Source organism: Paenibacillus sp. FSL R5-0407 (assembly GCF_038009185.1).
Taxonomy (GTDB): domain Bacteria; phylum Bacillota; class Bacilli; order Paenibacillales; family Paenibacillaceae; genus Fontibacillus; species Fontibacillus vini.
The window spans coordinates 144,541-159,156 of sequence record NZ_JBBPAX010000001.1 but is presented as its reverse complement, the minus strand read 5'-3'; the positions used below and the strand labels follow the sequence as shown (position 1 = coordinate 159,156).

At 51.2% G+C, this 14,616-nt stretch carries 13 protein-coding genes; 1 reads left to right on the top strand and 12 read right to left on the bottom strand.

The features are described 5' to 3' along the window. Positions 1-51: 51 nt before the first annotated feature. On the bottom strand, positions 52-522 hold the full coding sequence (gene nrdR / locus NYE70_RS00745) for a transcriptional regulator NrdR (protein ID WP_211021020.1): 471 nt from the start codon (positions 520-522) through the stop codon (positions 52-54). Positions 523-655: 133 nt separating this feature from the next. Between nrdR and NYE70_RS00740 the strand changes: the two genes are divergently transcribed. Further along, entirely contained in the window at positions 656-880 is a 225-nt protein-coding gene (locus NYE70_RS00740; RefSeq protein WP_211021019.1) for an alpha/beta-type small acid-soluble spore protein, read from the top strand. 56 nt (positions 881-936) lie between these two features. Here the strand turns inward: NYE70_RS00740 and NYE70_RS00735 are convergent, their stop codons facing one another. From NYE70_RS00735 to NYE70_RS00685, 11 genes are all read right to left on the bottom strand, one after another. Beyond that, the gene (locus NYE70_RS00735) at positions 937-1,500 is read right to left on the bottom strand and encodes a lytic transglycosylase domain-containing protein (RefSeq protein WP_211021018.1); all 564 of its coding nucleotides are present in this window, start codon (positions 1,498-1,500) and stop codon (positions 937-939) included. Continuing rightward, entirely contained in the window at positions 1,497-2,093 is a 597-nt protein-coding gene (coaE, locus tag NYE70_RS00730; RefSeq protein ID WP_290407762.1) for a dephospho-CoA kinase, read from the bottom strand. The genes NYE70_RS00735 and coaE overlap by 4 nt, the downstream gene beginning before the upstream one ends. Beyond that, positions 2,090-3,031 (bottom strand): DNA-formamidopyrimidine glycosylase, encoded by a 942-nt coding sequence (gene mutM, locus NYE70_RS00725; RefSeq protein ID WP_341044707.1) that lies wholly within the window; start codon positions 3,029-3,031, stop codon positions 2,090-2,092. The genes coaE and mutM overlap by 4 nt, the downstream gene beginning before the upstream one ends. Before the next feature lie 469 nt (positions 3,032-3,500). Beyond that, positions 3,501-6,161, bottom strand: a complete 2,661-nt coding sequence (gene polA / locus NYE70_RS00720) for a DNA polymerase I (RefSeq protein WP_341044705.1) — start codon at positions 6,159-6,161, stop codon at positions 3,501-3,503. Between the two features lie 202 nt (positions 6,162-6,363). Continuing rightward, the gene (locus NYE70_RS00715; RefSeq protein WP_211021014.1) at positions 6,364-7,215 is read right to left on the bottom strand and encodes a manganese catalase family protein; all 852 of its coding nucleotides are present in this window, start codon (positions 7,213-7,215) and stop codon (positions 6,364-6,366) included. A gap of 190 nt (positions 7,216-7,405) precedes the next feature. Continuing rightward, positions 7,406-8,065, bottom strand: coding sequence for a phosphate signaling complex protein PhoU (gene phoU, locus NYE70_RS00710; protein ID WP_211021013.1), 660 nt, complete (start codon positions 8,063-8,065; stop codon positions 7,406-7,408). A gap of 18 nt (positions 8,066-8,083) precedes the next feature. After that, positions 8,084-8,839 (bottom strand): phosphate ABC transporter ATP-binding protein PstB, encoded by a 756-nt coding sequence (pstB, locus tag NYE70_RS00705; protein ID WP_211021012.1) that lies wholly within the window; start codon positions 8,837-8,839, stop codon positions 8,084-8,086. A gap of 149 nt (positions 8,840-8,988) precedes the next feature. Continuing rightward, positions 8,989-10,098, bottom strand: coding sequence for a methyl-accepting chemotaxis protein (locus NYE70_RS00700; RefSeq protein ID WP_341044703.1), 1,110 nt, complete (start codon positions 10,096-10,098; stop codon positions 8,989-8,991). A 146-nt stretch (positions 10,099-10,244) separates the two neighbouring features. Continuing rightward, complete coding sequence (locus tag NYE70_RS00695) at positions 10,245-10,970, bottom strand: response regulator transcription factor (protein ID WP_341044702.1); 726 nt, start codon at positions 10,968-10,970, stop codon at positions 10,245-10,247. A 138-nt stretch (positions 10,971-11,108) separates the two neighbouring features. Continuing rightward, positions 11,109-12,923, bottom strand: a complete 1,815-nt coding sequence (pnpS, locus tag NYE70_RS00690) for a two-component system histidine kinase PnpS (protein ID WP_211021009.1) — start codon at positions 12,921-12,923, stop codon at positions 11,109-11,111. 1 nt (position 12,924) lies between these two features. After that, positions 12,925-14,472: a fumarate hydratase gene (locus NYE70_RS00685; RefSeq protein ID WP_341044701.1), complete on the bottom strand. Its 1,548-nt coding sequence runs from the start codon at positions 14,470-14,472 to the stop codon at positions 12,925-12,927. Between the last annotated feature and the right edge of the window lie 144 nt (positions 14,473-14,616).

The following is a 14,616-nucleotide window of genomic DNA, read 5'->3' as shown; positions in this document are numbered from 1 at the left end:
TCCTTCCTTGGGAATCAGGACGATCACAGATCAGACTTTCTGACACTCCAATCAGAGGTCCTCTCCCGTATTTTTGGACAAAAGTCCCTTTAATTCTTTCATAAACATATTGATATCCTTAAACTGACGGTAAACCGATGCAAAGCGGACATAGGCGACTTCATCGACCGGATACAATTGCTCCATCACCAGTTCGCCGATTTCCCGGCTCTCCACCTCGGCATTAGCCGAGTGGCGCATCGACCGTTCCACCTCGGAAACGATCGTTTCCAGTTGTTCAACTGAGACCGGTCTTTTCTCGCAAGCCCGGATGAGACCGCGCAGCATCTTCTCACGGCTAAATTCTTCCCGGCTGCCGTCTTTCTTAATCACGATCAGCGGCATTTCTTCCACCATTTCAAAAGTTGTAAAACGGCGGCTGCATTTTTCGCATTCACGGCGGCGGCGAATCGACCTGTTTTCATTGGCGGGTCTGGAGTCCAGTACCTTGGTCCCTAAATAATCGCAGTAGGGGCATTTCATATGTATGCCCTCCCTTCTAAATAAGCTATAATCTCATTTTATAATAATTCCAATAAATTACTTTAAAAACACGTAATGAACTTCGCGTTCCCCGAGCATAATACTTGTACCAACCGCAAGGAGGTGAACAATCATGGCCCAAAACAACAATAGTTCTTCGAATAACCTGGTGGTTAGACAAGCTACCGGAGCCCTGGAGCAAATGAAGTATGAAGTAGCTCAAGAGCTTGGGATTAACTTCCCGCAAGACGGATATGCTGGTAACCTGACATCTTACGAAAACGGTTCGATCGGTGGTTACATTACCAAACGTCTGGTAACTTTGGCCGAGCAACAACTGGCAGGTCAATTCCAATAAACACCGATCACCGGGAAGCTTAGACAGCTAACGCTGTCTAAGCTTCCTTTTTTGCGTCAGAAATTCTCATAAATACTGGAGTACTGATTATAATAATGGGATACCCGTTGTACGTAATGACGGGTTTCAACGAACGGAATATCTTTGGCCGTTTCCAACCGGCCGTCCCAACGTCCGCTCTTGATCCAATTTTTTACGTTTGTCGGTCCTGCATTATAGGCGGCTATAACTTCAATCATATTACCGTCGAATTGCTCGGACAACCACCTCAAATACCAGGTTCCGATCTGAATATTCGCTGCGGTTTCCTCTTTTAAGCGGTCCAGCGGCACATCTTCCATTTTCGCCTTTTCAACAATCCACTCTGCCGTATCCGGCATAATCTGCATAATTCCAAGCGCGCCTTTTCTTGATTCGGCCTCCGAGTTATATTTCGACTCGACCTTGATGATCGCTGCGACCATCAAAGGATCAAGACCGTTATTCCGGGCATGATACCGGATTTCGTCTTTGTAATGAATCGGATAAAACAATGATAACCAAGCGGAATTAAAAAATAAAATCAGTATAAAGCCAAGGAGCAGCAGAAGCAGGACCCGCTTTTTTCGCAGAAACCTCATGCCGGTCCCTTTTTCCGCCAGAAGTCGTCTATTTGAAGTTCCGTCTCTTTCCTGCCGAGACTGTTATCAATCAAAATATCCGCCCTCTCTCTTTTTAATTCGATGTCCATCTGTGCCCGAAGTCTCGCTTCAGCCTCTTCACGGGTCAATCCGTCTCTGGCCATTAACCGTTCAAGCTGCAATCCGCGCGGCACATAAACAACCATAATCTCGTCGTAGAGACTTTCCAAACCGGATTCGTATAAAAGCGGAATATCCGCAACGACCAACCTGTTCGGATCGCTGGCTTCAAGCTCCGCCATCCGTCTCTTCATTTCGCTGCGAATGGCCGGATGCGTAATGTTCTCCAGCGCTTTTCGCTGCTGCGGATCGGAGAACACGATACTCCCTAGCCGCTTCCGGTCCAGTTGCCCTCCGGGAAGCAGGACGTCTTGTCCAAAATGCTCCGCCACTTGGGCAAGGACCGGGTGACCCGGCTCCATGATTTCCCTGGCGATGACATCGGCATCAATTAATGCGGCTCCCCGCTGGACGAGCATTTGCGAAACCGTGCTTTTCCCGGTGGCGATCCCGCCGGTCAACCCGATATTCATGGCTTCACTCCATTTCCGGTACTGCGGCCGGATGACGCACGGACGTTGTCGAACCGCTTTTTGACCGCATTCCCTCCTCCATGGCCGGCTTTGACGGAACTTCCAGTACGATCCGACGGCTGGCAGTTTGGACAATAATGCGTCCCTCTTCCGCCCACTACCGTCTTCTCGACGGGTTGTCCGCAATTGAGGCATGGCTCTCCCTGCCGCCCGTAAATCCGCAGTGAATGCTGAAACATTCCCATCTCGCCTTGGCCATTGACATAGGACTTGATCGAGGATCCTCCTGCATTGACCGCTTCATTCAAAGTAGCAAGTATCGCTTCGTACAGAGACTCCAGGGCTGTATCGCTTAAGGTGTTCGCAGGCTGCTCCGGATGAATCCCCGCGCGAAAGAGCGCTTCGTCTACATAAATATTCCCTAGTCCCACTACATATTCCTGGTTCAGGAGGACAGGCTTGATCTTCGATGTCCGTTTCGCAATCGCACCCCGGAAAGCCTCCTTGGTAAAGCCCTCGTCCAACGGCTCCAATCCCAGTTTGGCCAACGGCTTATGGTTAAATTCCTCACCCGGAAGAAATAGATGCATCGTGCCAAACTGACGGACATCTTTATATCTGAGCTCGGTCCCGTCCGTAAAATGAAAAATGACATGCGTATGCTTTTCAACGGGTTCCTCGCTGCGGTACAGCCCGTACCGGCCCTCCATCCGCAGGTGGGAGACCAGTACAAGTCCATCCATTATAATTCTTAAAAATTTGCCTCTGCGGCCGACATCGAGAATCCGATGTCCCGCCAGTTCCATCTCAAAACGCCGAATATCGTCAGGCCGCTGAATGATCCGCGGCAGCGACACCGTTACGGATTGTATCGTTTTGCCGACAATTAACCCGGTCAATGTTCGTCTGACCGTCTCTACCTCCGGTAATTCCGGCATGCCAATTTCACCTCTAATGATTGATATATCTAGATTCGATGCCGAATACGCCACAGCAATACTTCGTGATCAAAAGCTGAATTTTTGACCTACCTAACTTCAATGGAGGTTCAAAAAGTCGGGTTTTCAGCACCGAGAAGATTGGATGAGGCAGGGACTGAGGAGCGGAGCGTAGGATATTCCTACGTGAGCACCGGAAGGCCCTGCTGAATTCAAGATTCGATGTCGAATACGCCACACAGCAACACTTCGTGATCAAAAGCTGACTTTTTGAACTACCTAACTTCAATGGAGGTTCAAAAAGTCGGGTTTTCAGCACCGAGAAGGTTGGATGAGGCAGGGACTGAGGAGCGGAGCGTAGGATATTCCTACGTGAGCACCGGAAGGCCCTGCTGAATTCAAGATTCGATGTCGAATACGCCACACAGCAACACTTCGTGATCAAAAGCTGACTTTTTGAACTACCTTTCTATTTGGCTTCGTACCAGTTGAGACCGCTGCTTACCTCCGCCTTAAGCGGCACGGACAGCTTAAGCGCCTTTTCCATCGTTTCCGGCACAAGCTTGGTCATTACTTCAAGTTCTTCCGGCGGCACTTCGAATACAAGTTCGTCATGTACCTGAAGGAGCATGCGGCTCTTTAATCCATGGCTGCTAAGCGCTTCGTCCATCAGCACCATCGCCAGCTTGATAATATCGGCGGCCGTTCCCTGGATCGGCGTATTCATTGCCGTTCTCTCGGCAAAGGAACGAAGATTAAAGTTGGACGCATTGATTTCCGGCAAATACCGTCTGCGCTCCAGCAGCGTCTTGACATACCCGTCACGCTTGGCATCACGGACGATTTCGTCCATGTACTTGCGCACGCCCTCGAAAGCGTCAAAATACTGATCGATAAACCGGGCCGCTTCCTTCCGGGTAATATTCAGGTTCTGTGACAATCCGTAATCGCTGATCCCGTACACAATTCCGAAATTGACGGCTTTGGCCGAGCGGCGCATGTTGGCGTCAACCTGATCCGCGGAAACCCCGAATACGTCCATCGCGGTTTTCGTGTGAATATCCATATCGTGCAGGAACGCTTCCTGCAGGCCTTTGTCACCCGAAATATGGGCGAGAACGCGCAATTCGATTTGCGAGTAGTCGGCCCCCAGAATGAGCCAGCCTTCCTCTGAAGGAACGAACACCTTACGGATCTTCCGCCCTTCTTCCATACGGATCGGGATGTTCTGCAGATTCGGATATTGACTGCTCAGTCTGCCGGTAGCCGCAACGGTCTGCCGGAAATACGTATGCACCTTACCCGTTTCGCTGCGGATTTCTTTCAACAGACCCTCCACATAGGTGGACTGCAGCTTGGCCAGTTGGCGATACTCCAAAATATATTGGACGATATCGTTATAAGGCGCCAGCTTCTCCAACACTTCCGCATCGGTGGAATACCCCGTTTTAGTCTTCTTGATCACTGGCAATCCCAGCTTATCAAACAGAATTTCACCCAATTGCTTCGGTGAATTCAGATTAAATTCTTGTCCCGCGATTTCATAAATCTTCGAAACCAGCTTGCTGATCTGAGCTTCAAACTCCTTGCCCAATTCCACCAAATCATCGCGGTTGACCGCCACTCCCTGCTTCTCCATGTCCGCCAAAATCCGGGACAGCGGCATTTCCAGATCGTAAAAGAGAGAACGCATCTCGTTCTTTTCCAGTTCGGCCTCCTGTAGAGGAACCAGCTTTATAATGGCATCGCATTTGCGCGCCAAATGCTGGCTGAGCACTTCTTCATTAGGGACCTTGAACTTGGCGCCTTTTCCATATACGTCATCATCCGAGGCCAGGCGGGAAATCCCGTACTTCGTGGACAGGGCGCTTAGCGTCTGGTCGTTTTCGGTCGGATCGAGCAGATAAGCGGCAAGCTCGATATCAAAATTCGCGCCGGCAAAAGGAATCCCTTCCCAATGCAGGGTCAGGTCGGTCCGGTGTAAATTATAGCCGCGCTTCGGTACATTTTCGTCCTTGAGCCAAGCCAGAATGGGACCCGCTTCCTCGCTCTTTAAAAACTCCGGCGAAATGTAAAAGTGGCGCTCCGGAGTGGACAACACCATACCCATAAGAATGGCGTGATGCGGATTTTCACCGGATGATTCCACGTGCAAGTCCTTGATTTGCGGCAGCAATTCACCCAATTCCGGCATCACGGCAGCGTTCACGATCGTAACATCCAATTCTTTGACCGGTTCGGCCGCTTCATGGCCGGCTTCGCTGTCTCCGCCCGTAAATGACAAACGCTCCAGCAAGGATTTGAATTCCAGCTTACGCAGCATCGGAACAGCGGTTTCTTCCTTCAGACCGGTGAATGTCATGTCTTCCCAAGAACGCTCAACCGGCACTTCCCGGAAAATCGTGGCGAGCCGCTTGCTCATCCGGGCATCCTCTGCATGATTCACCAGATTTTCTTTCATTTTTCCCTTCAGTTCATCCGTATGCGAAAGCACTTCTTCCACGGAACCGAACTGATGCAGCAGCTTCAGCGCCGTCTTCTCTCCAATGCCCGGCACCCCGGGGATATTGTCGGAAGCATCGCCCATGAGACCCTTCAAATCAATGATTTGAAGCGGACTAAGCCCGTATTTTTCTTCAATCTCTTTAGGACCGTAAGGCTCAACCTCGCTGATGCCCTTCCGGGTCAACGCTACAGTGACCTTATCGCTGACTACTTGCAGCATGTCCTTATCCCCGGTAACGACAAGCACCTCGCGTCCCGAGTCTTCTCCCTGTTTGCTGATCGTGCCGATGATGTCATCCGCCTCATACCCGGACAACTCAAACCAGGCGATGCCGAGACTTTCCAGCAGCTCGCGCATCAGCGGAAATTGCTCCGACAGCTCGGACGGAGTTTTCTCGCGTCCGCCTTTATATTCCTGATAGCCTTCGTGCCGGAAAGTTTCCTTACCCGCATCAAACGCGACCAGAATATGAGTCGGATTCTCCTCCTGAATCAAGCGCAGCAGCATATTCGTAAAACCGTATACGGCATTCGTGTGTAGGCCGCTGGAATTAGTCAGCGGGGGCATTGCGAAAAAAGCGCGATAAATAATGCTGTTGCCGTCTATAAGAATCAATTTTTCCATATGACACCTCGTCCTTCAGCATACTCCTGTACCTATTCTAACACATGGACTCCTTTTATAAAAAACAGACTTTAAAAAGAAAGAACGCCGAAAAATCAGCGTTGTTTGGCGTTCGGAGCCTCTGGCGCTTTGTAATCAAGAGTTAGCCCCAACGAAAAACCGGCCCCTGTCAAAGACAGGAGCCGGAAATGAGATTTAATAATTAAAAAGATGTCGGAGGATTCGTAATGTAAGGGGCTTTGCCCGGAGTGGAATGCTGATGATCCGCAGCAGGCTTAAGCTCGGGAGCCTGACCTTGAGGCTGCGGCTTCGCCACATACTCGAAGTTCCCCGTGCCGTCGTAGAGCGGCCCGTTTGCCCAGCGGCCCTGACTGCTCTCTTCCCCTTCGGAGAAGTTCAAGAATTGACGGCTGGCTTCCTCCACGATCAGTTCTCTTGGAAATGAAGCCGGCGCGATCGGTCCGTCCATTTGTTCAATCTCTTCGATAGCCGCTAACCATTGGTTTTGGTGCAGGATATCGCGGGCGATCATAAAGGAAAGCATTTCCCGAATCCCGGGATCCGTCGTCTGCTCGTATAACCGCACCACCTGAACCAAACCTTGGGATTCGGCATTCAGATTGGCGCGGAAGTCCGCCAGCAGATTGCCGCTGGAGACGATGTAACGCCCGTTCCACGGAAATCCGTTACTATCGGAAGGCGTAGCTCCCAAACCGGACACGATCACGTGCTGCGGATTCATACCGCCGAGCGCCGCTCCGATCAACGGGTCCTTCGCGAGTTCATCGACCTGATCCGCGGGAGCTCCGTCCAGCAATTGGGAGATCATCGTGCATAACATTTCAACGTGCCCGATTTCTTCCGTGCCGATATCGAGCAGCATATCGCGGTACTTGCGGTCCGCACGGCAGTTAAAACCTTGGAACAAGTATTGCATCATGACCGACATTTCTCCGTACTGACCGCCTAATACTTCCTGCAACTTCCTTGCATAAGCGGGATCGGGTCTTTCGGGTTTCGCCTTGAACTGGAGTTCTTTGATGTGAAAAAACATGATATTCCTCCTTATGTTCATGAGATGCTGTATGATCCGTTAATTTACTTACCCTTCTCAGTCAAGGCGAATCAAGACACGTTGCCGAAGCATTCGTGCATGATGCCTGGATTCGTCAGGAAGGTCGGTCTATACGGCAAGCGGAGGAGGATCTATTCCATGTTCATCGTTGGAGCTCCCGTCGATGCGATTATTGGTTTAAATCAGGGCGGTGTCCCGTCACGAGATAAACCGTACTTTCCCCGATATTGGTGGCATGGTCGGCAATCCGTTCGATGTAACGTCCTACCAGAGTCAAAAGCATCGCCTGCTGAAGCTCGCCGGCATGCTCAACCATATGGGCATACAAGTCCCGGATGATCTGACTGTACAAATGGTCAACCTCATCGTCATCCTTTGCCATCTTATAAGCCAAATCCGTATTCTCGTCCAAATAGGATTGCAGCGACTCCTGAACCATGACGACGACCAGTTCGGCCATTTTCGGAATGTCCACTAGCGGTTTGATTAATGACTGGCCTTCCAGGCGAATCGTCACCTTCGCGATATCGATGGCCAGATCGCCCATCCGCTCCAGGTCGCTGGAAATTTTGAAAGCCACGATAATACGACGCAGATCCTTGGCTACCGGCTGCTGGGTAACGATCAGCCTTGATCCTAGATCCATCACCTGTTCTTCCATTTGATTGAGGATGATATCCCGCTCAACGATTTTCTTTGCTTCCTTGGCGTCAAAGGTTTGAAGAGCCGTAATCGATTCGGTCAGCGCACGCTCCACATGCTCACCCATTTGCCTGAGTAATTGCCGCAAATCCTCCAGATTCTGATCAAATTCCTTTCTTTGAATCATCTCAAGTTGCCTCCTTTATTATCCGAACCGGCCGGAAATGTAATCTTCAGTACGCGAATCCCGCGGGGTCGAGAACAGGGTTCTCGTATCGTCAGCCTCAATGATTTCCCCATTCAGAAAGAAGACGGTTCGATCCGAAATACGAGCTGCCTGATGCATGTTATGCGTAACCATAACAATCGTAAATTTATCTTTCAGTTCCTGGACGAGCTCTTCGATCTTCAGTGTGGAAATCGGGTCCAGCGCAGAGGTCGCTTCATCCATCAGCAAAATTTGCGGATGAACCGCGATTGCCCGGGCAATACAAAGCCGCTGCTGTTGTCCTCCTGACAAGCTCAGCGCAGAGCGTTTGAGGAAATCCTTCACTTCATCCCAAAGCACCGCTTGCCGCAGACTTTGCTCGACGATTTCGTCCAGTTCGGCCTTGTTCTTCGTTCCGTGCAATCTTGGACCGTAAGCCACATTGTCATAGATGGACTTAGGAAAAGGATTGGGCTGTTGGAACACCATTCCTACCTGTTTGCGCAGCGTTTCCACTTGGACATCGTCGCCGTAAATTTCTTTGTCTGCGATTTTAACGGACCCTTCGATTCTTGTGGCCGGAATCATGTCGTTCATCCGGTTCAAGGTCCGGAGCAAGGTCGACTTCCCGCATCCCGACGGTCCGATGAAGGCGGTGATCGCTTTTTCCGGAATATCGAGCTTTACATTTTTCAGCGCATGGAACTGGTCATAATACAAATTTAAATTTTCAATATGAATAATCGGCGTCATGACATTTCTCCCATAGTATATTGTCAAATATGAAACACGGACATCGCCCAAAAGCGAGCCCGTGCCGGATCTTAGGTAATTAGGTACATGACGATTTTACCTTTCTTATGTAAAGAGGATTAAGCTGAATTGTAAACGCTGTGTAAAATTTATACTCCTCCCGTTTCGGCAAGTCTCAATAATTCCCGGCGCACCAAACCGGTGGTGAGCGTAGCGGTCCCGGATGAACGTACAACCTCTTCTCCCCGCTTCTCGTTCTGGTAAGCAGACTCGACAAGCAGTCCGAAAGTATTTTCGGCTTTCTCCACCCTGCCTAGACTCTCTTCCATTTCTTTAGCGGTGGACACTGCGGAGTTGGCGGTTTGATCGACCAGGCCGCCTACCTGCTCCAGCGTCGTTCCGATTTCCCCGGACAGCTTCTTCGTCTGCTGGGACAGCTTTCGTACTTCGCTGGCTACAACCGCGAAACCGCGCCCATGCTCCCCGGCATGCGCCGCTTCGATGGAAGCATTCATCGCCAGCATACCGCTTTGGTCAGCCAGTTCCCGGATTCTTGCGGCAACCTGTGATATCTCTGCAGCACGTGCGCTGAGCTCGGTGACCTGCTGCTCCTGCGAACGGGTCATGTCCGCTACCCGGGTAAATGAAGCTTTCACTTCCTCAAGCTCGAGCCTGCCTGCGGAGGCCAGTGATGTCATTCTTCCCGATTCCGTTAAGCTCCGCTTCGATGCTCCCGAAGCCTCTTCCACCGCACGCAATATTTCCTCCACCCGATTCCGCGTCTCGCTTATCGCCGATCGGCGGGCTTGCTCAGCTTCCCGCTGCAGATCCCTCGACAGCAGCATCAAATCCTGAACGGTCAATATGCCCCTAAACCGACCTTGCTCCGTTACGATCATGCTGTCATAGAACTGATGGCCTTCACGGTTTAATGCGGCATCCAGCAGCTCCGCAGCGGAAATGGACAGCTCGCATACAAGCGGGCGCCGCTCCGAGAAGTCCTTGGCGGGCCGTTCATAGAACAGTTCGGCTGCGAACCTTCCCGCCAGGTGGCGGTAAAACGTATCCCGCATAATCAGGCCGACCGGGGAGCTATAATCATCACAGATTACGATACAGGGAAGATCCGGCTGTTTTTGAAACATCCGCAGCACCTCTTGGCACAGTTCCCTTGGATTTATTACCGGCACGGTCCGGCAATAAGCCTCCGCTGAGACCCCACTTTCTCTTTTTAATTCAAGGACTGCCTGGTTGCTCAATTCTACCACTCCTCATCCCTAATAAAACTAGAGTATGCCTGAATGATAGACCAATAGTGTTAGGGGAATGTTTGCAGGACGAAAGCACTATGTAAAATAGGCCGATATTCCTTGGTTTGATAAACAAAAAGCCCATCATTCCAAAATCAATGATGGACCGTTTTTTTCTTATTAACCACAAGCTTGTACCCGACTCCCCGGATCGAATCGATATGAACGGATCCCGGATCGAGCTCAAGTTTTTTGCGGAGCGAACTGACATGTACGTCGACCGTGCGCTGGCCACCGATATAATCAAATCCCCAGACCGCGTTCATCAGATCGTCCCGGGTCATTACCACCCCAGGCTTGCGGGCCAGGTACAGCAGCACTTCAAACTCCTTAGGCCGAAGCGTGATCTGTTCTCCGTTAAGAGTCACTTCGTATTTCTCGGGATAAACCGTCAATGCGCCAAGGGATATTTGAGCCTCAGACTGCACTGGGGAAGGCTCCCGCTCTTCCTGCCCATTCGAACGCCGGAGAACGGCAGCTACTCTGGCCAAAAGCTCGGCAACGCCGAACGGCTTGGTGATGTAGTCATCCGCACCTGACTTCAATCCCTCGACGACCTCTTCCTCCGCATTTTTGGCTGTCAGAATGATGATCGGCGTCTTTACGCCTTCTCCCCGCAGCTTGAACATGATTTCAAACCCGTTCATGCCGGGAAGCATCAGGTCCAGCAAAATGAGATCAAACTCCTCCTGCATCGCCGTATCAAAGCCGATCTGCCCATGCTCGGCCACAACCACTTGGTATCCTTCACTCGTTAAATTGTAAGACAGCAGTCTCGAAAGCGTCGGTTCATCCTCTATTACCAACAATCGCTGCGTCATAGTTACCCCCATTTTCTCCAAAAGTTACGACCTATCCGTTACACGTTATCAAACAAGCCAAGCATAACATGGATATGTTAACGGGGTGTAAAAATATAAAAATACTGAAAAGTCGCATACTATGTTTTCTTGATGTAATTATTCGGCCTCATAGCCCTCCTCTTCATGCTGCTGCATAAACGGAAGCTCCAGAATAAAGGAGGAGCCTTCGCCGACCTTGCTCTCTACACGGAGCGTGCCGTGGTGCAGCTCCGTCAAATGCTTGACGATGGACAGTCCCAGGCCCGTTCCCCCGGAGCTGCGCGACCGCGCCTTGTCTACCCGGTAGAACCTTTCGAAGATCCGCGGCAGGTCTTTCTTAGGAATCCCGATGCCGGTGTCGCTGACTGCGATCCGGACTTTCTCCTCATCCCCGTCGACGTCGATAACATCGACATCAACTTTAACCCTGCCGCCTTCCAGCGTGTAATTGATCGCATTGGAGAGCAGATTCATGAAAATTTGCTTTAATCGGTCCTCATCGCCTTCAATGAACAGATGTTCAGGAATATCCTGCACCATAACGATCGACTTCTTGGCGGCGGCAGGCTGCATCATTTCAAAAATGCTGCCGAACAGCTCCTTCAAATGGACCGGCGCATATTCGAGCGGCACCCGCTTCGATTCGATCTTGGACAGCTCCAGAATGTCGCCGATCAACCGGTTCAGACGCTCTCCCTCATCATGGATGATCTGCAGGAAGGAGCGCCGGGTTTCCTCATCCGGCACGCCGCCGGCCAGCAACGTCTCCGCGAACCCTTTGACCGCCGCAATCGGCGTCTTCAATTCATGGGACACATTAGCGACAAACTCGCTTCGCATGCCTTCCAGGCGCCGGATGTCCGTCACGTCCTGAAGGAGAAACAGCATACCCCTGTAGCTATTGTCATCTTCAAACATAGGGACCCCGTCAAATTGAAGGACCCTCTCCTCAGGCGCATATACATTCCGCTCGACGCGAAGGAACTCCTTGCGAGAAATTCCTTCTTCAACGAATTTCATGAACTCGTAATTCTGCTTCAAGTCCTCATAAGGCATTCCAAGAATATGCTCGCTGCGGACATGCAGGATGGATTCCGCTTCACGGTTGATCAAGGCAATTTTACCGGCACAATCGATCATCATGATGCCGCCGGTCATATTAGCCAGCACGCTTTGCATCAAGTCTTCATTGTCATGGATGACCTTAAGCTGCTGCTGAAGACTGTCGGCCATTCCGTTAATAGCCTGGCCCAGTTGCCCGATTTCATCCCGGCGGTCCAAATTCACCCTGGCGTCATAATCAAGCCCGGAAATCCGGTTCGCAACCCGGGTGATATGCTCCAATGGTCTGGTTAGCCCTGAGGCTACCCGATAACTGACGAAGGCTGCTGCCAGGAAAAGAAGCAACAGACCTCCTCCCATCAGGTACCATCCTTTATTCAGTTCTTTGCCAACGGCCGCCAAACTCATCGATAGGCGAATATAACCGTCGAATCCGGCATCGGTTTTCACATGCCGGGCGACATAGAGCATGTCTTCGCCGATCGTCTCGCTATGCCGGATCGCGCTGCCGACCTTGTCGCTGGACGCCGACTCGATCTCCTTGCGTTTTTTGTGGTTGTCCATCTCCCCGGGCAGCATTTCCGAATCACCGATGACTGTGCCGTCCAGATTAATAAAGGTGATCCGGGAATCGATCAGTTGGTCCAGTTCCTGCGCTTTGGCAGTGTAGTATGATACTGCTCCCGGGTCATCCACTGGAATAAAAGAAAATGTACTTTCAAGCAAATTGATTTCCCGTGCCATATTTTCTTCCAGGGCACGGATGTGGGAATCCTTGAACACCTGCGCCATCGACAATCCCGCCGCAAGCATTGAGACTCCGATTAAACTCATTAAGATGAAAATCAGGCGGGAACGAAATGTTTTCATGTTATTTGAACACCGCTTCTTTAAACGTGGCCAGCTTTTCTAAAGATTCTTTCTCTACTCCGGCATGAAGGCTCTCCCCATGCGAATCCATCGTAACGATCGCCGCAAAACCGTCGACCTCCAAATGCCACATCGCTTCCGGAATGCCGAATTCCATGAAATCGACGCCGTTAACCTTCTTGATGCACTCCGCATAATATTGAGCCGCTCCGCCGATGGCGTTCAGATATACCCCTCCGTGCTCTTTAAGCGCGGCAAGCGTCTTCGCGCCCATCCCGCCCTTGCCGATGACCGCACGGATGCCGAACTTCTTAATAATATCGCCCTGATAAGGCTCCTCCCGGATACTCGTCGTAGGCCCGGCCGCTTTGACATGCCAGCCCTCTTCATCCTTAAGCATGACCGGTCCGCAATGGTAAATAACCGCGCCATTCAAATCGACGGGCGCATCATGATCCATCAGGTATTTGTGCAGCGCATCGCGTCCTGTATGCATTTCACCTTGAATGATTACGACATCCCCAACGCGGAGGCTGCGGATCTGCTCTTCCGAAATCGGCGTTTGCAGCACGATTTCCCGTCCCTTAGGCGGAACGGAACCCGCGGCGGCGGTTTCATTCTGTTGCACCGGCTCTTCCATGGCTACTTCGCTGCCGGAAGGATATAACCAGCCACCGATTTCTCCTGTTACGGGATCCATTTTTACGCCTTGCCGGCGGAAAGCCCAGCAATTGTACGCTACGGATACGAAGAAGCTTGCCGGAAGGCGGTTCGCCGTTCCGATTTTGCAACCCAGCAGCGTTACCTCGCCGCCGAAGCCCATCGTACCGATGCCCAACTGGTTGCCCGCCTCCATGATATACCGTTCCAGCTGATCCAACTCCGGAACCGGATTGACGTCATCCACCGCACGGAACAATTGCTGCTTCGCCAATTCATAACCGGTCGTCCGGTCGCCGCCGATACCTACGCCGATAAATCCGGCGCTGCAGCCTTGCCCCTGAGCCTGATAAACCGCATGCAGAATACACTTGCGGATGCCGTCCAAATCCCGGCCCGCGCGGCCAAGCCCCTCAAGTTCAGCCGGCAGGCTGTATTGGATGTTTTTATTTTCACAGCCGCCGCCCTTTAGGATCAGCCGCATATCGATATAGTCCTCTTCCCATTGCTCAAAATGAATCACCGGTGTGCCTGAACCCAAATTGTCGCCGCTATTCTCGCCGGTAAGCGAATCGACTGAATTCGGCCGCAGTTTGCCGTTCTTGGTTGCTCGTTGAATGGCCGATTTAATGTCTTTTTTCAGTTCGATCTGGTTCACGCCAACCGGAGTATGCACAATAAATGTCGGCATCCCGGTATCCTGACAAATCGGGGAAATTTGCTCCTCGGCCATATTAATGTTCCGGGTAATGGTCGACAAGGCGAGTCCTGCGCGAGTATCCTGGTTTTCCATCGCCCGGCCGCGATTTACCGCCCTCCGGACATCCCCGGGCAGGTTCGTAGACGTTTCCACAATTAATTGATATACGCTCTCTTCAAACTGATGCATGATCCAAGTTCCCCTCTCTTGTCTTCGAATTCATTGCAGTTATGTCTGACGTATTTTTGCGGATAGCATTCTCTTCTTCAATAGCTTTATAATATCATAGTACCTAATCAGAGGTTGAAAATATAGTCAAATATATCATCCCGA